The sequence below is a fragment of the Labilibaculum sp. genome, from assembly GCF_963664555.1.
Taxonomy (GTDB): Bacteria; Bacteroidota; Bacteroidia; order Bacteroidales; family Marinifilaceae; genus Labilibaculum.
This window is the reverse complement of sequence record NZ_OY761461.1, coordinates 1,018,461-1,039,053: the sequence shown is the minus strand read 5'-3', so window position 1 is coordinate 1,039,053 and position 20,593 is coordinate 1,018,461. Positions and strand designations below refer to the sequence as shown.

15 protein-coding genes are annotated in these 20,593 nt (G+C 37.2%); 4 read left to right on the top strand and 11 right to left on the bottom strand.

The annotated features are described in order from the left end of the window. Nucleotides 1–38 precede the first annotated feature (38 nt). From ACKU4N_RS04340 to ACKU4N_RS04305, 8 genes are all read right to left on the bottom strand, one after another. A complete protein-coding gene (locus ACKU4N_RS04340) occupies nucleotides 39–992 on the bottom strand; it encodes an ROK family protein (RefSeq protein ID WP_321320943.1) in 954 nt (317 codons plus the stop codon). Nucleotides 993–1,108: 116 nt separating this feature from the next. Next, nucleotides 1,109–1,756 carry a carbohydrate-binding family 9-like protein gene (locus ACKU4N_RS04335; RefSeq protein WP_321320941.1) on the bottom strand — a complete coding sequence of 216 codons (648 nt, stop codon included), beginning with the start codon at nucleotides 1,754–1,756 and terminating at the stop codon, nucleotides 1,109–1,111. A gap of 63 nt (nucleotides 1,757–1,819) precedes the next feature. Then, the gene (locus ACKU4N_RS04330; protein WP_321320940.1) at nucleotides 1,820–4,147 is read right to left on the bottom strand and encodes a glucosamine-6-phosphate isomerase; all 2,328 of its coding nucleotides are present in this window, start codon (nucleotides 4,145–4,147) and stop codon (nucleotides 1,820–1,822) included. Nucleotides 4,148–4,287: 140 nt separating this feature from the next. After that, complete coding sequence (locus tag ACKU4N_RS04325; RefSeq protein ID WP_321320937.1) at nucleotides 4,288–5,391, bottom strand: phosphotransferase enzyme family protein; 1,104 nt, start codon at nucleotides 5,389–5,391, stop codon at nucleotides 4,288–4,290. A 56-nt stretch (nucleotides 5,392–5,447) separates the two neighbouring features. Continuing rightward, nucleotides 5,448–6,671 carry a glucose/galactose MFS transporter gene (gluP, locus tag ACKU4N_RS04320; RefSeq protein ID WP_321320935.1) on the bottom strand — a complete coding sequence of 408 codons (1,224 nt, stop codon included), beginning with the start codon at nucleotides 6,669–6,671 and terminating at the stop codon, nucleotides 5,448–5,450. Between the two features lie 63 nt (nucleotides 6,672–6,734). After that, on the bottom strand, nucleotides 6,735–8,114 hold the full coding sequence (gene glmM, locus ACKU4N_RS04315; protein ID WP_321320933.1) for a phosphoglucosamine mutase: 1,380 nt from the start codon (nucleotides 8,112–8,114) through the stop codon (nucleotides 6,735–6,737). Nucleotides 8,115–8,131: 17 nt separating this feature from the next. Next, complete coding sequence (locus tag ACKU4N_RS04310) at nucleotides 8,132–9,031, bottom strand: nucleotidyltransferase family protein (protein ID WP_321320932.1); 900 nt, start codon at nucleotides 9,029–9,031, stop codon at nucleotides 8,132–8,134. Between the two features lie 259 nt (nucleotides 9,032–9,290). Continuing rightward, nucleotides 9,291–10,517, bottom strand: coding sequence for an ROK family protein (locus tag ACKU4N_RS04305; RefSeq protein ID WP_321320930.1), 1,227 nt, complete (start codon nucleotides 10,515–10,517; stop codon nucleotides 9,291–9,293). 341 nt (nucleotides 10,518–10,858) lie between these two features. Here ACKU4N_RS04305 and ACKU4N_RS04300 point away from each other — a divergent pair, with 341 nt between their 5' ends. Continuing rightward, the gene (locus ACKU4N_RS04300) at nucleotides 10,859–12,319 is read left to right on the top strand and encodes an aminoacyl-histidine dipeptidase (protein WP_321320929.1); all 1,461 of its coding nucleotides are present in this window, start codon (nucleotides 10,859–10,861) and stop codon (nucleotides 12,317–12,319) included. Nucleotides 12,320–12,567: 248 nt separating this feature from the next. On the opposite strand, the gene ACKU4N_RS04295 is transcribed toward ACKU4N_RS04300, so the two are convergent. The 3 genes from ACKU4N_RS04295 to ACKU4N_RS04285 are packed head-to-tail and all read right to left on the bottom strand — an operon-like array spanning nucleotide 12,568 to nucleotide 15,662. Continuing rightward, nucleotides 12,568–13,023 (bottom strand): DUF2062 domain-containing protein, encoded by a 456-nt coding sequence (locus ACKU4N_RS04295; protein ID WP_321320927.1) that lies wholly within the window; start codon nucleotides 13,021–13,023, stop codon nucleotides 12,568–12,570. Between the two features lie 57 nt (nucleotides 13,024–13,080). Then, on the bottom strand, nucleotides 13,081–14,199 hold the full coding sequence (locus ACKU4N_RS04290) for an alanine racemase (protein ID WP_321320924.1): 1,119 nt from the start codon (nucleotides 14,197–14,199) through the stop codon (nucleotides 13,081–13,083). Between the two features lie 41 nt (nucleotides 14,200–14,240). Continuing rightward, nucleotides 14,241–15,662: a nicotinate phosphoribosyltransferase gene (locus ACKU4N_RS04285; RefSeq protein WP_321320922.1), complete on the bottom strand. Its 1,422-nt coding sequence runs from the start codon at nucleotides 15,660–15,662 to the stop codon at nucleotides 14,241–14,243. A 178-nt stretch (nucleotides 15,663–15,840) separates the two neighbouring features. On the opposite strand from ACKU4N_RS04285, the gene ACKU4N_RS04280 reads away from it, so the two are divergent. The 3 genes from ACKU4N_RS04280 to ACKU4N_RS04270 all read left to right on the top strand — a co-directional run bounded on the left by ACKU4N_RS04280 (nucleotide 15,841) and on the right by ACKU4N_RS04270 (nucleotide 20,380). Beyond that, nucleotides 15,841–17,268: an MFS transporter gene (locus ACKU4N_RS04280; protein WP_124993132.1), complete on the top strand. Its 1,428-nt coding sequence runs from the start codon at nucleotides 15,841–15,843 to the stop codon at nucleotides 17,266–17,268. Nucleotides 17,269–17,421: 153 nt separating this feature from the next. Next, nucleotides 17,422–18,861: an MFS transporter gene (locus tag ACKU4N_RS04275; RefSeq protein ID WP_321320919.1), complete on the top strand. Its 1,440-nt coding sequence runs from the start codon at nucleotides 17,422–17,424 to the stop codon at nucleotides 18,859–18,861. Nucleotides 18,862–19,015: 154 nt separating this feature from the next. After that, complete coding sequence (locus tag ACKU4N_RS04270) at nucleotides 19,016–20,380, top strand: MFS transporter (protein ID WP_321320917.1); 1,365 nt, start codon at nucleotides 19,016–19,018, stop codon at nucleotides 20,378–20,380. Nucleotides 20,381–20,593 lie beyond the last annotated feature (213 nt).

Genomic DNA, 20,593 nt, shown 5'->3' with positions numbered 1-20,593 from the left:
AAACGGCCTTAGCAAATATTGTATTTATTGTAATTTCATTATGCCCGATCGTTCCAGATTAAAGCGGCTGCCCCAAGAACCGCAGCATCATCGCCTAATTCTGAAGGCAACAAACTAATTTTGTTCTTATACAGAAACAGTAAATTCTTCTCCATCGCCTCACGAACAGGTTCAAAAAGAAGCTCACCTGCTTTTGCCAATCCTCCAAAAAAGAAAATGGCTTTAGGACTCGTTACCGATGCCACATTCGCCAAAGCTTCCCCTAACATTTTCCCGGTATAGGCAAACACTTCCATTGCAAGCAGATCTCCGTCATTAGCTGCATCAGCAACCATTTTCGCATTCAATTCATTAAATGGAATTGCCCGCAAAGAACTATCAACCAAATGTTTTGCCAACATTTTATAAGCAGTCCGTTTTACTCCGGTAGCCGATACATAAGTCTCCAAACAACCTCTTCGTCCGCATCCGCACTCACGTCCTTCCGGGCGCATAATAATGTGTCCGACTTCTCCGGCATATCCATCATGTCCGTAAAGCAAATCGCCGTTTACAACAATGCCACTTCCCAAACCGGTACCAAGGGTAATCACCATGTAATCATCCATGTTTTTGGCACCTCCAAATATACGTTCACCCAAAGCGGCAGCATTGGCATCATTGGTCAATTTTACAGGTACATTCATGCGTTCCTTCACCAAACGGGAAATTTCCAGCAATCCTTTCCACCGTAAATTGGCAGCATTTTCAATCGTCCCGGTATGGAAATTTCCATTGGGGGCTCCAATACCTATGCCAATTAATTTAAGATCTTCGCTTGAATCTTCAATCGTCTTATCAATTAAATTACATAAGTCATTCAGAAAATCCTCAAATCGTTCCTGCTCCTGAGTAGGAATGGTACCATTTCCCCATGATTTTCCGTTTGCATCAATACATGAAAAAACTGTATTGGTTCCTCCTATGTCTATACCTATTGCTATATCTGTCATTCCAATTTATTCTAATTTGCTTTCCAATAAAAATAGTCCTGATACTACTCCTGTTCTGCTTGTGTAAAGTAAGACTTACACACAAACTACTTAGCAAAGCTAATTCTTTCTTTTTACTAGACCTCTAACTTCAACCTGCCAAATGATGACGGAATATGAAAATCCGGTTCTTTAGAATCCGGTTTCACCCAGGAGATCCATCTCAAGTCAGCCTCTTTGTTTCCTTCAGGTAATTTCATACAGTATCCACGATACAAGCCTGCTTCCAATACCCGATTTTTTAATAAGCCCAAACCTTCAAGCGAAGATAGTTTTATAGTTCCTTCCACTACATAACCGTTTGTATTTACCGAAGCTTTTACATCCAGATCTTTAGGTTCGGGCCACGACCATTCATAATCAAAATCGCGGTAATAGCGGGTTGTGTAATCCAAAACCCGACCACGGGCATCCATCTCCAGGCAATAATACGGATTCAATTTTTCGTCTTGTCTGAAAAAGATTTCAACCCGATCACTATGCACCACTTCCATTTTGTGATCTTCATCAACGTAAGTCAATACATCATCATCTTCTGCGTCGAAACGGAAATAAAAATACTCATTATCATGCAAAGCTCTGAAGTTGGTTTTGGGAGCTTTCTGATTTTCCCATGGGAAAGTAAAGTCAGAGTTTACATCAGCCATTTCCCATACGGGATGCATTTCTTGTCCTGTAATTGTTAAAAGGCCTTGTTTTATTCGTTTTACGATATATTCGGTCATATACTTTAAAAAAGTGGACCGAGAGACAATTGTCTCCCGATCCGGGGTATTTATGTGTGGTACTTAAAACGGATTTTCTTCAACTGCTTTCTCAAGATCCTGTGCCATAGCTACAAACTCTTCAGCATTCATCTCTTTCATATAAACCAAACCATGAGTAGCTCTTACCAACGGATGATTATTTTCGTAAAAGAAATTCTTGCCCAAAAGCAATTGAATTTGTTTCAACTGCTGCACCCAAACCTTTTGTGTCAGCTCGTTAAATTTGCCATCGTACTCGTAACTTGGAAAAGATGCATTCACCTGACTTAAATAACTTTCGGTAAATGAGTTTTCCATAACATCAAGAGCATTCAAAGAAACCGGAACAATAGAATCGGCTTCGGAAGGATGGTATTTAAACCAAACATTTCGGTAACCAATAATTCGAAGTTTCGATAAATCTTCCTCTTCTTTCCACTCTTTAACTGCCCCGGCAATGGCTTGCAATACTTTATAATGGGTATCCGGTCCACTTCCTTCCGGATCCATAGCCAAACTAATAATTGTGGGTTTGTATTTTCTGAATTCCTCCAATACAGGAAGCATATCCCTATTTTTTTCAGGTGTTTCGGTAAACACATCCCCTTTATAAAAACCCAAACGCAGGTGATGAACATTTTTAACAGGAGTACCGAAATGAGCCCAAACCAACTCTTCTTCAAACTCACGAATCATCCCTTTCATTTTCTGAACTTCAGGAGAATTTTTACCTCCATCGTAACTGCTTTCCAAATCTGAAATAATAAAAGCAATTGTCTCATTCAGATGTTTTTTGCTTTTTACTTTCCAGGTTTCAACAATGGCACGGATTACACGATGACACAAACCTCTTCGCTTTCCGTTTTGATTTCGGGCTGCAACAGAATTCAGGAAATGATACACATCTTTATCCCACTTTTTGCTAAATCCTACTTCAAAGAAATCAGGATATTCCAGCATTTGAATTTCACCTTTGCCGATAAATTCCTGACACTCCTTTAATACACCAATCACAAAACCATTCGTTACTGCAGTAAAACCAGAGGTAAGAACAGAAAAATGAACCTCATTGCTTGCCGAACGCATCTGTCGGTTGGTGTATGGCATAATTCCCAGCATGATATCATCATGATGAGGGCCGGTATGATAAATTACCTCGTTGGTATCAGGTTTCATCCCTTTTTCCAACTTCCTTTTGATGGAATCAATAACAGTCTGAACAGTTCCTTCATTCAAATTAGGAATTTGACTGGTGTAAGGATCAGCCTTTAAATCTTCCAAAGTTAAATGGTGACCATATTTATTGATTTTCTGACACAGATCGATAACCGCTCTTTCGCTTTTCGCATGTGTCCAATCTCCTGTTTTGTAGAATTGGTTTACACTATCGGTCAATTTACAGGCCGCACCAGTTGTTAAATAAAAACGGCTGTTTTTCTGACGCTGAAGCACTGAAGCCGGATAAATCGCGTCAGGTTCGCTTTCCAATGATCCTTTTACGATATCAGCCTTGGCTTCGCCCGCCGCAAAAATAATGGAAACAGCATTTGGATCGTGAGTGATTGTATCCAAGCCAATTGTGATTACCAAACGGTTTCTTGATACTTCTATTCCACCCAAATCACCTGCCGCAACCGCCTGTGTCTCAAAGTTTGTCTTGGTTAACCGTGTAGTCGAAAAATGATCCGATCCACGGGTGTTAAAGGCAATATGACCATCAGGGCCAATTCCGCCAAGGAAAAACCCGATGCCGCCTTTATCGCGGATTTTTTGCTCGTAAGAAGTACACCAGTTATCAATCATGAAAATTGATTTCTGCTGCATCTCTTCCACAACACTTGTTGCCTCGCGGTAACGAAGCGACAAATCAATATTGTAATCGGGAAAAACTTCCAGAAAATGTTTATTATCTACCAAAGGTATTTCCTCCGAATTAATTAGTAATGAATTGGATTTCTCCAAACCAAAACCATCAATATAGTATTTCATCACATAGTTGTAAAAACTATTGTGCTGACGCGGATCAATCGGATAAAACTCATCAATCTGAACAAACTGCAAACCACTCAAATCTGGTTTAGCCATGTTTCCAAGTCCATACTGACTGCGGATTTCGATTCCTTTAGGCTTGTTCCAATTCTCAAGAAGAAACTGGGTATACTTGATAAAATACTCCGGAGTTTTACCGGTTGGCAAACTAATTACTCCCTGAGGATTTTGTTCTGCCCACTCCAAAAAACGAAGTGAAGTCATCAAACCCAATTTTGGAAAATTATCAACCGTTACATAAGGTATTTTGGCTGTAATTTCCTGCACTCCTGATAATTCATAGAATGCATGCTCTACTTTTGATGTAAATAATGTTTTCATTTTCTTTTTATTTCTATAATCTCTTAACCTTACTCGTTTAAAACACTTCACTTTCGTGAGAAAATGACTGTTTGTTTTAAATTACGCTACCACACGATTAAATACCGGGTTTGGTATCAGAAATAAAACTCCTTTTTTTATTACACTGATAATTCTTTGCTGTATTTTGATACCACTTGCTTCATTTGCTCATATTGTTCCTCCATGCTTGTTAATAATTTGTATTGAGCATGAGTTCTGATCAAATTGTGCTGCGGTGATTTTATTTTATAATACTGATCTCCGTCGATGTAGTCCATTAAAAACCGAAGAACTTGTTCGAAAGTGATGTATTTGGCGGAAAAAGCAAGATATTCCAATTCCGGAGCTGTTAAAAACGAAACTGTTTCTTCCAGATATCCTTTGGTATAAGCCTTGAATATTTCCATATCCATGCTCACCTGATCCAAATTCTTATCATCCTCTAAACCAGTATTGGTGTATGATCTCATAGCATCACCATAATCATTCAACACGGTGCTGTTCAATACGGTATCCAAATCGATCACACACAAATCATTTCCCTCCTTATCAAAAAGAATGTTATTGATTTTAGTGTCATTATGAGTTACCCGTGTAGGGATGGTTCCATTCTCAACCAAAGTCCAGAATTCTAGCATTTCCTTCCGACGGTTCTCAACCCAGGCAATCTCTTCTGTTAATGCTGCCTTACGGCCTGCAGGATCTTTTCTCAACACTTCATCCCACTGCTTAAAACGGAATCTGATGTTATGAAAGCCAGGAAGAATATCTACCAACGGCTCTTTCATATCCGATAACATAGATTGAAACTTACCGATTCCCTTTCCTCCTGCATAAGCCAATTCCGGACTGTCTGCGGCTTCGTATGTCAGATTATCTTTAATAAAAAGACACATTGCCCAAAAATCACCCTCTTCATCTTTATAATAAAGATCACCATTTTCTGTTGGTGTAATTGTCATTGCTTCGCGCATGATGTCTCCACCTGCAGCAGCAATTTTATTCTTAAGGTGAGTTGTCACTTTTAAAATATTCCCCATCATTCCAGGAACATCCTTAAAGATGTTCTTGTTCTTGCGCTGAAATAAATAGTTTGGGGTTTCTTCTGCAAGAGTTGTTACAATAAATGTATCGTTAATAAAGCCTTCTCCAAGAGGTTTTATTTCTGCTATTTCCCCTTCAATAGAGAATTTTGAAGCTATTTCTTTTAAATTATCTGTCATATTTCATCTTTAAATGAGGCACAGGAAAGTGATTGCTGATGCCCAAATTAGACCAATTATTTTGTTCTTATTTTATGCCCTTTTAAACCGTAATAAAGAATATAGAGAAAACAAGGAACACAAATCCAGTAGGCATTTTGTGCACCAACAGAATCCTTCATTAAACCGTAAACTGTTGGAATTAAAGCACCGCCAACAATAGCGATAACCATTAAGGATGAACCAGCTTTAGTAAATTTACCTAAATCAGTCATTGCAAGCGGCCATAAAGCAGGCCACATTAAGGAACATCCTAAAGCCATAAAAGCAATAAAGTAAATCGATAAATCTTCAGGTGAAAACACAACCATTAAAGATCCAAACAAAGCTGTTACCGCACAAATTCGTAAGGCTGTAGCCTGGCTAAGATATTTAGGAATGAAAGCTGCACCACAGATGTATCCAATAACCATACCTATCGGAGCAATCCATGCATAATATTCCGCATTGGCTAAGCCCAAAGTAGTTGCATAATCAACCAAGGTTCCTAAAGAGACGGTTTCAACACCAACGTACAAGAAAAGAGCAAGTACGCCTAACAGAAGGTGTGGGAATTGCCAAACAGATGTTTTTGTTGCTGCGTAAGGACAAGCATCTGCTGAATCTTCATCCTCTCCCACTGCTTTTACTTCGGGCAGTTTAGCCAATAAAGCCAATACTCCAAGAAGTACAAAAACACCAATAATAATGTAAAATGGGATATTTATGTCAGTCAGCGATACGCTGTCTACTTCTTTTCCAATAATTAAAGCCAAAAATAAAGGTGCAATCGGCCATGCCAATTTATTGGCAATACCCATATAACTCATCCGCTTTGCAGCGCTTTCAATCGGTCCTAATATGGTAATGTAAGGATTCACAGAAGCCTGCAGAAAAGTATTCCCCATACCACTAATGAAGGAAGCCAGCAAAAACAGAGGCAGACTTTCCATTCTTGCAGAAGGAATAAATAAATAAAAACCAACTGCAAACATGATAAAAGATAATGCCATTGTTTTTTTATAGCCAATTTTACCGATCACCAACGAAGCTGGATATCCAAAAATTAAAAAGGCTGAAAAAGTAGCTGCAATCACTAAGTATGATTCGGCAGAAGAAATATCCAAAGCTTTATTTAAAAGCGGAATAATATAACTGTTTATCCCCAGTGCAAATCCAATTGCAAAAAACATTACTCCAACTATAATAAGAGGAACTACGTACCTATTTACTTTAGTATCCACTACTTGTGCACTTACCATAATTTAAAATTTATAAGATTACTATTTCTATATTATATTCTAAAGTCTAAAATAATCACTCCTTTAAATTGTGTTTTTTATCAATTGCTTTACACAGTCCACTAAATTACAAGCATACTCTTCAGTAGTTGCTTCGGAGTAAATTCGAATAATGGGCTCCGTATTTGATTTTCTCAGATGTACCCATCCTTCAGGAAAACTAATCTTCAATCCGTCAATCGTATTGCAAGGATAATCGATAAATTTTCTACGAACCTGATCCATTATGCCATCCAAATTGGAAACACCCTCTAATTCTATTTTTTGTTTTACAATTTTATAATCAGGATATCCCGCCCGAAGTTCTGAGCAAGTTAATTTTGATTTAGCCAGATAGGTAAGAAACAATGCCACTCCTACAAGTGCATCTCTTCCATTGTGCAATTCAGGGTAAATCACACCTCCATTGCCCTCTCCGCCTATTATTGCCGAATGATTTTTCATTTCGCGCACCACATTTACCTCGCCTACTGCAGATTCATAAAACTCAACACCATGCTTTTTGGCAATTTCGCGAAGTGCCATTGTTGATGATAAATTGGCAACTAAACTGCCTTTTGTATTCTGAAGTACATAATCAGCCACCGACACCAAAGTGTATTCTTCACCAAATGCCTGCCCGTTTTCACAAACCAAAGCCAAACGATCAACATCCGGATCTACAACAATCCCAAGGTCTAATTTTTCGTTCTTAACACACTCCGATATCTCCACAATATTTTCAGGAAGAGGTTCCGGATTGTGAGCAAAATTACCATCAGGACTGCAGTTAATTTTCTTCACCTTTTTCACTCCTAAAGCTTTCAGTAATTGAGGAATTGCAATTCCTCCCACCGAATTTACAGCATCAACTGCAACGGAAAAATCAGCTTCTTCAATCAGCTTTTTATCCACCAAAGGCAAATTAAGAATATGCTGAATATGAGTCTCTAAATAATCATCTTTCTTAGAGTACTTTCCTAAATCATCAACATCATTGTAATTGAAGTCCTGTGCTTCAACAAGACACAGCAAATCCTTTCCATCCTGATCGGAAATAAATTCGCCTTCTGCATTTAATAATTTTAGCGCATTCCAATTTTTAGGATTGTGACTTGCAGTAATTATAATACCTCCACCGGCTTTTAAATCGGTAACAGCCATTTCCACTGATGGAGTCGTTGCCAATCCAAGATCTATCACTTCGATACCAACTGAAAGCAATGCCCCAACCACTAATTGGTTTACCATCTCACCGCTGATTCTGGCATCACGGCCAATTATTACTTTTTTATTAGCACCGCTATTTTGCAGCCACATGCCAAAAGCTCCTGATATGCTGACGATGTCCATTGGTGTCAGGGATTGTCCCGGTCTTCCACCAATAGTACCTCTAATCCCTGATATTGATTTTATTAAAGTCATTTTACTCTCCTATAAAATTATGCCCACAACTTTGAAGGATATGTTCCCTTCTCTATCAATTTACCAATTGCTTTAACCGCTTTTTCTTTATCTTCCCGATAAGTCACTCCAAACCACTGAGCATCAGATTTCAACACTTTAACCTGGGTTTTTCCTTCTTTAATAATATTGGCAACTACAGAAGGAATAAAAAATTCAGATTTCAACTGATCTCCTTCTTCTTTCAGAAAAACAATAAACTGTGACTCCAAATGATCAAACAGTTTGGGAGTAAATCCCCAAAAATTCATCGAAACAATTGTTTCCGGAGCCAGCGGAATCCACTCTTCATTCTCTTTGTATGCAATTCCATTTTCCAACTTCTCAATATGCGTACGCTCAATAACTGTGGTCAGATGATCGTTCTCATTTGTTCCGCAAACTCCTCTTGATACTGAACCGTTTTCTGAAATGGTATTGCTTAACTGGTAACCAACCATGCAGTTTTCTTCATCAGTAATTGACTTGCTTAAAAAATCTGAAATAGTCGTAAAAGCCTCAACACCATAGTAATCGTCTGCATTAATCACCGCAAAAGGCTCATGAATACAATCTTTCGCCATTAAAATTGCATGCCCCGTTCCCCAAGGTTTTTCGCGTTCCAAATTATATACTGTTCCCTCAGGAACCTTTCCTATTTCCTGATTTACGTAATCAACTTCAATCTTCCCAGCTAATTTTGCATTAAAAAGTTCCTTAAACTCTTTCTCAAAACTCTCTCTAATCACAAAAACAATTTTACCAAAACCGGCCTCAATTGCATCATGTATCGAATAATCAATAATGGTTTCATTCGTTGGTCCGATCGGATCGATCTGCTTTAATCCCCCATACCGACTTCCCATTCCTGCGGCTAATACCAATAACGTAGGTTGCATATCTTATTTAAATATCAATGTTCAAATTAATTTTAACTCTTCAATTTTCTTTTTACTGATACATTCCTGTAAAGATTTCTTCAAAAAAAAGCAACCACCTGCCATGCATCACTACTACTACAATGTTCCAATGGTTTTTAGAAAAGGCAGATGGTCACAATTCTTTATAAAAATTGCTCCCTGTAAGAACACTACTTCTACAAAAATCTTCAACACAGGTTGAAAATAACAGGGAGACAATTTTCTTCTTCACTAATCACTAACTATTACTTACTATTTTCTTCATAACATTTGCCATGGTTCCCATAAGAGCGGCATCATCCAGCAAATCAGAATTTACAAGCTCTGTCTCCGAACTAATTTTATCCATAGCATACTTATTCATCCACATACTTACCGGACTAATTATATACTTCCCTGCATGAGCTAATCTTCCTCCAATAATTATCATTTCAGGATTCAGTAAGTGAATCAAAGTCACCAAACCTTTCCCCAGATATTCACACATCTTGTTTAATTGATCAATAGCAAACTGATCACCGGCTAAAATTGCATCAACAACAGCTCTCAAATCAATCTTTTTCCCCTCAATCTGATACTTAGCTAAAAAACTTTCCTGCCCTCTCTCAATTCCTTCCTTTATTTGCCGCACCAAAATCTTCCCTGATGTTAAAGTTTCCAAACAACCAATTTTTCCACAATTACAAAGTGTTCCCTCCGGATCGATTAAGATATGACCAAACTCACCGGCAAATCCATTTTTACCACTATGCAATTCACCATTCAAAATCATTCCTAAACCAATACCATTACTTAAATTCAAGCACAACACATTCTTTTTGTCTTTGGCTTTTCCAAAAGCTTTCTCGCCTAATGCCATGGTGCGTGCATCATTGTCGAGCAAAATTGGAAATCCCAATTCCCGATTTAAGTATGCCCTTAATCCTTCTTCGGCAAACGATAAATGTGTATGTGTCAACCCATTTTCAGCATCAACCAAACCAGGAATTGAAATTCCTACAGCCAACACCTTTTCCTTTCTAATATTTATAGCATCAAGTGCGATATTGACTTTTTCAACCAATGCGTAACAGTACTCTCTGCTGTTTTCCAACTCAAAATCCTTAAACTCCTCGCGATATACCAACTGATTATTCATATCGAAAACCGCTAAATTGAGTGTGTGCAAATTAATATCAACACCAACTACATATTGATATTCAGGATTCACACAATACAAATTCGGACGTCTTCCTCCAATTGATTCTCCAATTCCATTTTCAAGAATTACTCCAAAACCAAGAAGATCTTCAACAAGCGAAGCAATCAGAGGTTGACTCATTTTTGCCGTTTTCACTATCTCCGCAATGGAAGCCACTCCATTATAATACAAATGGGATAGTATTTTACGATACTGATCCTGCTTCCTTTTTTTAGCATTAACAGTGCCTTCCAGTGTCTTTTCGTATAGAAATTCTAATTCCAATTTAATCTCGCTTTAAATCATTTTTTTCAAAGGATAAATATATATAGTTTTTACAAAGAATCAACATCTTTTAAAAAATATTTTAAAAGATGTTGACGGTTTAAAATATAATTATCAATAAAACACCTACAATTACTAGATCCAATTAACTCCCCAAGCAAACAAAAAATTACTTATCCCCTTAGTAAAGAACCGTTATATCCCGGCATTAATTTTTCTGCACCCTTAAAAATCCTTAATTCACAATCACTTTTACTGATTCTCTTTTCGGCTTTATTAAAAAATACTACCTTTAGTGCTCTTGAATAATTAACACTAAAATTTAACGGAGGAATATACTAATGAGCAAAGAAATTTTAAGCCTCGAACCTAAGGCTATTTGGGAAAACTTTTATTCATTAACTCAAATACCACGCCCATCGAAGCACGAAGATGCAATCCAGGATTTCATGATGAAATTCGGACAGGATTTAGGATTGGAAACTATCAAAGATGCTGTTGGAAACATCATCATTAAAAAACCCGCTACAGCAGGTTTTGAAAATCGTAAAGGAGTTGTATTGCAAGGCCACTTGGATATGGTACCTCAAAAAAATGCTGACACCGTTCACGATTTTGAAAAAGATCCTATCGAAACACTTATTGATGGAGATTGGGTAACTGCAAAAGGAACAACTCTAGGTGCTGATAACGGAATGGGGGTTGCCGCTGCAATGGCTGTTCTTCAGGCTTCAGATATTGAGCATGGCCCTATTGAGGCTTTATTTACTGCCGATGAAGAAACTGGCATGACTGGTGCTTTTGGTCTTAAAAACGACGTTTTAGATGGAGATATCCTTCTAAACATGGATTCGGAAGATGAAGGTGAATTGTATGTTGGTTGTGCCGGTGGTATCGATGCCAATGTTACTTTCAAATACAAGGAAGATAAGCTTGAAAAAGGATATGTTGGCTACAAGCTATACATGAAAGGCTTAAAAGGGGGGCACTCAGGAATGGAGATTATTTTAGGACGTGGAAACTCAAACAAATTGTTGTTCCGCTTCTTAAAAGTGGCAACTAAAAAATACAAATTAAGAATGTCTTCTGTTGACGGTGGATCATTGCGCAATGCGATTCCCCGTGAATCATTTGCAATTGTTGCTGTTCCAGAAAGATACACCGAAAAATTCCTTGCCGGAGTTGCTGAATACGAAGCTATTTACAAAGCAGAATTATCAGCAGTAGAGCCTGATTTAGCATTTTTTGCCGAGCCAACGGATGCTCCAAAACATGTATTCAAAAACAAGAGCCAGAAAAACTTAATCAACGCTATTTACGCTTGTCCAAACGGTGTAATCCGCATGAGCGATGCTATGCCTGGCTTGGTTGAAACATCAACTAACCTTGCACGTGTGGTAAGTGAAAATGGTGTTGTTACCATTCAAGCTTTATTGCGTTCATCTGTAAACTCTGCAAAAGAAGATTTGGGACAAGCAATTGTTTCAACTTTTGTATTGGCTGGTGGTAAAGTAAAATTAGAAGGTGAATATCCGGGATGGAAACCGAACATGGATTCTCCAATCTTGAAAACCATGCAGGAAGTGTACAATAAAAAATACGGAAAAATTCCTGAAATCAAAGCTATTCACGCAGGTTTAGAGTGTGGTTTATTAGGAGCTGTTTATCCTCATTGGGATATGATTTCTTTCGGACCAACGATCCGTTTCCCTCACTCTCCGGATGAAAAAGTAAAAATTGATACCGTTGTTAAATTCTGGGATTTCTTAGTTGAAACATTGAAAAATATTCCAGTAAAATAATACAATCAAATAATGATTTATAAGGAACGTACAATTGTGCGTTCCTTTTTTTTATGGCATAATAATTTAACCACAAAATAAACTCGAAGGATTACCACTAAGTCACACAAAGAAAAAAGAACTGATTCTTATCCTTTACAGGGTACCGTAAAGCAGTTAAGATTGTGAACGCAATTTGAAATCATATTGTGAACAAAGTACCGACAGGCGAAAGGGTGTATCACAAAAAAAAAAAACTTCTCTTTCTTTTAAACTTTCCGATACCTTCCTAAAATCAGAGAAATCACCAAATAGAAAATGAAACCAATCAATACCGCAAACACCAGCGAACCCAAAACAAATTGCAGGTAATTTTCACCCAAAGTCTTTAAATTCATTAAATCAGGAAGATCCTTCTGAAATTCTCCATGCAAAATCAATGCTCCGGTCTGATATCCTGCAATAAAAATAAGAGGAATTAATGGTGGTATACTACTAACATTCACTGTAATTAAAGCAAGAACCTTGTTTAATCTTAATAATAAAGCGAATGATATTGCAAGTACCGTTTGAAATCCCCAAGCCGGAGAAAAGGCAAAAAATATTCCCAACGTCAATGATAATGCTATTGTCGCATTGGAAGTATTGGTACAAGCAATCTCTGCAAGAATGGATTTTTTTATTTTGTCTAAATTGAATCGCCGCAATACCTTCTGATAATTCATCTTCTTCATCTTTCATCAGCAAACAAATCATGCTGGTAATTGTTCACCATTACTTTTTTACTCCTTACTGTTCATTGTTTCAATCCATTCCCCCTCTGTAGTCATAAATCGCCCCATTAAGTTAGCAGTCATACACGAATGAACCGGTAATATTCCAATCAAATCACCAATCACAAACTCATCAAATAATTCATCACTGCAACGGATAATTCCATGTTCTTGTGACAAGCTTGCTAAATATCCTCCACCTAAAATCCTACTCCATCCATTTTCTGTTATGCGAACAATACTGCCAAATAGCTTAGTTCCTTCATCATCTGCTTCCAAATACTCTTTTGAAAAGTGCACGCCACCACCATGAATCACCAATTCATTACGATCAATATTTCTTGCAATTACCGGGCAGGCCACAGCCACTGCTATCTGATCCTCATCGCACGAGCCCAATACGTATTGCATAATATCATAAAAAACAAAATTCCCCGGCCTTATTTCATCAATCCCGTAAAATTCTTCGCTGATACTGCAAGCTGGGGTATCACCCAAGGATACTTCAATGCCTGGAATTTCTTTTCGGAAAACATCCTTCAATTCGTTTAAAGCCAATAATGTTCTGCTATGATTCTTGTGTATTTCCTCTTGGTTTTTTGCTTGATAATTTTGTCCTGTATGAGCCAAAAAACCCTTGCAATTTAGCTTATCGGATTCCTTCATCAAATCCACCAACAAACGAATAGACCCGGTTGCTTCAGCAGGAATACCAGAGCGTTGATAACCTGTATCTACCTTAATAAATACCTCTACCCTGTGTTTTAATTCTGATTGCAAAAACAATATAGCTTCCTGCGATTCAACAACCAAATTCAGTTGAATTTTCGAAGCCAATTCGTTAATCAAATCAATTTCACGTACATTTATTGGAATAGCAACTGTAATATCTGCCCATCCATAATTTGCAAAATATTCCGCCATTTTTACAGACGAAACAGCAATAGCATCTACTCCTCGTTCCCTAAACCACTCCCCAATCTCAGCCGATTGATGTGTTTTAAAATGAGGCCTCAAACGCGTATTTGAACGCTTTGCCTTGGTCAGCATTGTTTCGATATTGGTAATGCATTTTGCTTTATCAAGCAAAAAAGTAGGACGAATTATTTTGGAATCTAAATTTTGCATCAAAATTGATTTGAATTTTATTGTTCAATAGGCACTCTTTGTTAATGTCCTATTTTTGATCGAATATCCATTAAAATATGATCTCTCACACTCAAAATATTTTCAGAGAATCCAACCTTGTAAATATGTGGACTAATAAATCGTTTATGTCCATCCGGCAACTGAGCAAAGCGTTTCCTTACATAGGCATTTATTTCAACAGGAGATTGATTTTCAATTAATATCTCTCCATTTTCCATCACCTTACTCATCAGATCTTCACATTTATAATCCGTAACGTAAGTATGCTTATGACTATGAAAAGGATGAAACAGACGATTCGTCGATTCTTCATTCTCTAAAAGAATTCCATCCCTAAAAAACATTCCGTCCTCATCGAAATAACGCACGACCTTTTTCTTTCCCGGCATGGTTATTTTTTCAATGTTCTCTGATATTTTTAATCTTGGAATCCCATTGTTCTGAACTAATTTATAAACACCATCCAAAGCTCCGGCATCTTTTCCCGTTACTAATTCCGTACCAATCCCATAACCATCAATCTCCGCTCCCTGATCGTTCAAACTTTTAATTACGTACTCATTCAACTGGTTTGATGCAATAATTTTCACATAATCCAAACCAGCATCATCGAGCATTTTTCTTGCCTTTCTACTTAAATATGCCAAATCGCCGCTATCCAAACGAATGCCAATCATTCTATGACCTTGGGCTTCCAATTCCTTTGCCACAATTATTGCATTAGGAATACCAGATTTAAGTGTGTTGTAAGTATCAACCAGCAATACTGTCGAATCAGGATTAATAGTAGCATAACGACGAAATGCTTCCAGTTCATAGTCAAAACTCTGAATCCATGAATGAGCCTGAGTTCCCGTTACCGGAATGTCGTAATTAAATGCACTGTAAACATTCGATGTTGTATTTGCTCCACCAATTACAGCGGCACGACTGGCATGTATTCCGCCCAAGCCTTGCGCCCTGCGTAAACCAAAATCCGCAAAGTCTTTATCCCCGATCACATTTCTTATCCGACAAGCTTTTGTGGCGATTAGCGACTGAAAATTTAAATAATTCAGAAGCAATGTCTCAATTAATTGTGCTTCAATAATATTTCCTTCAATCCTTACCAATGGTTCATTTGGAAATACAATTTCACCTTCTTTCATACTATAAACAGTAGCCGTGAATCTAAAATCCTTCAAATACTCCAAAAACTCATCTTTCAATCCTGTTTTCTTCAGAAATTCGATATTTTCTTTACTGTAACTAAAAGTTTTTAATATTTTAAGAAGGTCTTGTAATCCTGCAAAAATAAGGTAGCCACCTTCGTACGGATTGGTTCTGTAATAGTAGTCGAAAACGGTTTGTTCATTTTCCTTACTACTTAAAAAATATCCCTGAGCCATGGTCAGCTCATAATAATCGGTATATAACCCGGTGTTTTCTGTTAAAGTGTTCATTCGATTAAATTAAATGAAAATCAAACCAAATATAGGGATTATCTGCTACTATGCCCAGAAATATGGAATCGATATGTTTAAATAAAACATGATATCTGCTTTTTGTTTCTTTAAGGATTAATCTTACTTTAGCACCCCTTAAACAATTACTCAACATTAACAGATAAAATAAAAGAATATGACTGAAGCACTAAGACTGACTCTTCGAGATTCGAAAGCAGCACGATGGGGAGCATTGGGGATAATTTCTATCACGATGTTTGCAGGTTATTTTTTAACCGATGTAATGTCTCCTTTAAAACCAATGCTGGAATCCGAGTTTGCATGGTCAAGTACAAACTACGGAATATTCACCAGTGCATATGGCTGGTTAAATGTATTTTTTGGAATGCTTATTTTCGGGGGTATTATCCTTGATAAAATGGGGGTTCGCTTTACCGGAATTATGTCATCCGGAATTATGGTTTTAGGAGCCGGCATTAAGTATTGGGCTATCACTAATCCAACCTTAGTTACTGACACAACTTTTGGTATCCATACTCATGTGTTTATGGCTGCTGTAGGATTTGCCATTTTCGGTGTTGGTGTAGAAATTGCAGGAATTACTGTTTCTAAAATCATTGTAAAGTGGTTCAAAGGAAACGAAATGGCTCTGGCTATGGGAATGCAAATGGCTGTTGCCCGATTGGGAACTATGCTGGCAATTGCAGCTCCGGTTCCATTAGCTACGTATTTTTCAAGTGTACACACCCAAGTTGTAAACGGTGAACTAGTTGAAAAAATGGGACCAAGCGTTTCTGCACCTATTGCTTTTGCATTTATATTGCTGGTTATTGGATTCATCACTTTCTTTATCTATGTGTCGATGGATAAAAAACTGGATGCATCACTTGCTGAATCGAATGGAACTGATAGCGAAGAGCCATTCAAATTCAGCGACATAGGTCGTATTGTGACCAACAAAGGCTTTTGGTTAATTGCTGTTTTGTGTGTATTGTTCTACTCTTCAGTTTTTCCATTCATTAAATATGCATCCGATTTAATGGTGAACAAGTATGGTTTAGACCAAAATCTTGCAGGTATTATACCAAGTTTACTGCCATTAGGAACACTATTCCTAACACCTCTGTTTGGCGGTGTTTACGATAAAAAAGGCAAAGGAGCTACCATGATGATCATTGGAGCCGTCTTAATATTATTAGTACATTCTGTATTCTCATTACCAATATTAAATTACTGGTTTGTAGCAGTTGTTTTGGTAATTATTTTAGGAATCGCATTGTCTTTAGTACCTTCTGCTATGTGGCCTTCAGTTCCAAAAATCATTCCTGAAAATCAATTGGGAACCGCTTTTTCATTGATCTTTTGGATTCAAAACTGGGGATTAATGGGAATTCCATTGTTAATTGGATATGTATTGGATCAATCGAATCCAGAAGTTGCATTAGCAAAAGCTAACGGCACAGCAGTACCATTATACGATTACACAAACCCAATGCTTATTTTTGCAGGACTAGGCTTACTGGCAATCATAGTTGGTATGTTATTAAAAATGGAAGATAAGAAAAAAGGTTACGGCTTAGAATTACCGAATATTCAAAAATAGCCTAAATAGCAAATATCATATAAAAAAGCTGTCCTTCGGGACAGCTTTTTTCATATAAGTCCCAATATAGTTTCTGATTTGTTTTTTTATTCATTTATCTTAATTTAGTAACCTCTTAAACCTAAAATTAATTTTAACCCTAAAATTATTGTAATGACAGATGCTATTAAAAAGACATTAAGAGATAGCGCAGGCGCTCGTTGGTTTGTGCTAATTCTCGTATCGGTTTCCATGCTTATTGCATATACCTTTATGGAGGTGCTTTCTCCGCTTCAAACCCTAATTCAAAGTACTTACGGATGGAGTGGAACCGATTGGGGGCTTGTTACTGGTGCACAAGGATACTTAAATGTATTTGCATTTATGCTGATATTTTCCGGAATTATACTCGACAAAATGGGTATCAAGTTTACTGCAATTGGATCTGGTATAGTCATGATATTAGGTGCTATTATTAAATATTATGCATTTGCCGGTAATTTCGAAATGGGTACTACAATCATTGGAATCGATTCAAGAGTGTTTATATCAGCTGCTGGCTTTGCAATATTTTGTGTAGGCGCCGAAGGTGCTGGTATTACTGTATCTCGAATAATCGTAAAATGGTTTAAAGGAAAAGAAATGGCCCTTGCTATGGGTACCGAAATGGCCTTAGCCCGTTTAGGTTCATTCCTTGCCTTATTTGGATCTCCACGCATAGCTAAAGCTTTTGATATTCCTACATCTGTGTTGGTAGGAACCATTGCCTTGAGTATTGCTCTAATTCTATTTATTGTTTACTGTGTAATGGATACGAAATTGGATAAGCAAGTGGAAGATGAAGCCGAAGCCGAAGAACCTTTCAAAATTTCGGATATTGGGGTAATTATTTCAAATAAAGGATTCTGGTACATTGCCATTCTTTGTTTGCTATTTTATTCTGCTGTTTTCCCATTCTACAAGTTCTCATCAGGATTAATGGTGAACAAGTTTGGAATTGATCCTGCTACAGCCGGCGATATTCCGTCAATCTTACCATTTGGTACAATTATTTTAACACCCTTATTTGGATATATATACGATAAATATGGTAAAGGTGCTTCTATAATGATTCTTGGAGCAGTGTTACTTGTAATCGTTCATACAATTTTCTACATTCCTTCTTTAACAGCAACATGGATCGCTATTTTTGCCGTAGTTCTTTTGGGAATTGCATTCTCATTAGTTCCTTCAGCTATGTGGCCATCGGTTCCAAAAATTATTCCTGAAAAACAATTAGGATCAGCTTATGCACTTATTTTCTATGTTCAGAATATTGGTTTAATGCTGGTTCCGATTTTATTAGGTGTTGTTTTGGATAAAACGAATCCAGGTGTTAATGAGATAACCGAAAAGGCAATTGCTAACTTTAGAGCAGAAGGTGTTCCTGCCGGCGATATCTCCGCAAAAATTCAAACTCTTAGAGAAACTGGTGAAATTCCAATGTTTAACTATTCATCAACCTGGATGGTTTTTGTTGGATTGACAATTCTTGCTTGCGTATTTGCCTTCTTACTGAAAGCAGAAGATCGTAAAAAAGGATATGGCCTTGAACTTCCAAACATTCAGAATTAATAAATCGAACATTATTTTTAAAAGCCGTCCTAAAGCTGAACTGCACCCCAAATGTTGTGTCCAACTTTTGGGGTGCAGTTCAAGCGACGGCTTTTTTATGCGGTTTCGTAAAGCTTTTGTATTTTCGAAACTTGTTTAAACAAACACTATACAAATGAACACAAATACAATAAAAAACTCACTAAGAGATTCTGTCGTAACCCGTTGGATTATGCTGTTGCTTGTAGGTTTTGTGCTGGCAGCAAACTACTATTTTTACGATGCTCTGTCACCCTTAAAATCAACGTTAACGAAAGAGTTTGGTTTCACAAGTACCGATTTTGGGTTGTTTGTATCCGTTTATTCGATTCCCAATGTTTTTTTCCTGATGGCTGTATTGGGAGGAATTATTCTGGATAAGTTAGGAATTCGACGTACTGGTTTTCTATTTGTTGCTTTTATGGCTTTTGGAGCTTTGGTAACAGCTTATGGCGCCAGTAATTTGTACCGCAACGATGGTTTTGGATATTCATTTATGTCTTCCATTTTTCCTGGATATTCTCCTGAACTTAAAATGATGTTGCTGGGACGATTTCTATTTGGTTTGGGTGCTGAAACAAGTATTGTAGTCATCAGTAAAATCATAGTAAAATGGTTTAAAGGAAAAGAATTAGCCTTGGCATTTGGTGTAAAACTAGGATTAGCACGAACAGGATCATTTCTGGCATTTAATCTTTCTCCTGTATTAATTAAATCTCAATCGGGATGGACCCTGGCCATTTGGTTTGCAGCATTTTTAGTACTTTCCGCTTTACTCGTATTCATGATTTACATGATGTTTGACTTGAAACTCGACAGGCAGGTAAAACAGGAAAGTTTGCTTTCAACCACGGATGAATTTCACATTTCAGACATCACCAAATTACTCACAAACCATTCATTCATATATGTAACACTCTTGTGTTTGACTTTTTACTCCGCAGTATTTCCTTTCCTTTCTTTTTCATCCGATTTTTTTCTAAATAAATTCAACCTATCCATAAAAGAAAGTGGCTTTATTTCATCCATGCTCCCTATTGGAACAATGATATTCACTCCTCTATTTGGTTTTTTTGTTGATCGATTTGGTAAAGCATCCTCCTTAATGATTTATGGATCTGTAATTCTTGTAGTTGTTCATCTAACCTTCGCCTTCACAAGTTTGTCTCCTTATGTTTTAATGGTGATACTTGGTCTTGCATTTTCATTAGTTCCGGCATCTATGTGGCCATCGGTAGCAAAAATGGTTGACGAAAAACGAATTGGTTCTGCCTACGGTTTGATGTTCTCAGTTCAGAATCTTGGTTTATGGGCATTCCCAATTCTAGCAGGGCTTGTTCTTGACAAAACAAATCCTGCAGGATCAGAAAATCTTGATTACACCTACACCATGATCATGTTTGCCTGTTTGGGAATTTTAGGATTAATTTTCGCATTACTTCTTAAAAGAGAAGATAAAGTCTCAGGTTACGGCTTAGAATTGCCATCAAACCACAAATAACATAAAGTATTCTACTCACAAAACAGCTGTCCTTTGGAATAGCTGTTTTTATTTAGGCCTGCTATTGCTATCTGCTTCTGTATTTTAGAAGAAAAAAAAGATGCAAAAAGAATGAGAGCCTACAACGCAGACCCTCAATTCAAGAAAACCAATTAATTATGCTATTAAAACCAAAATCCCGGGACACCACTCCCAATATTTGGGAAACCATCC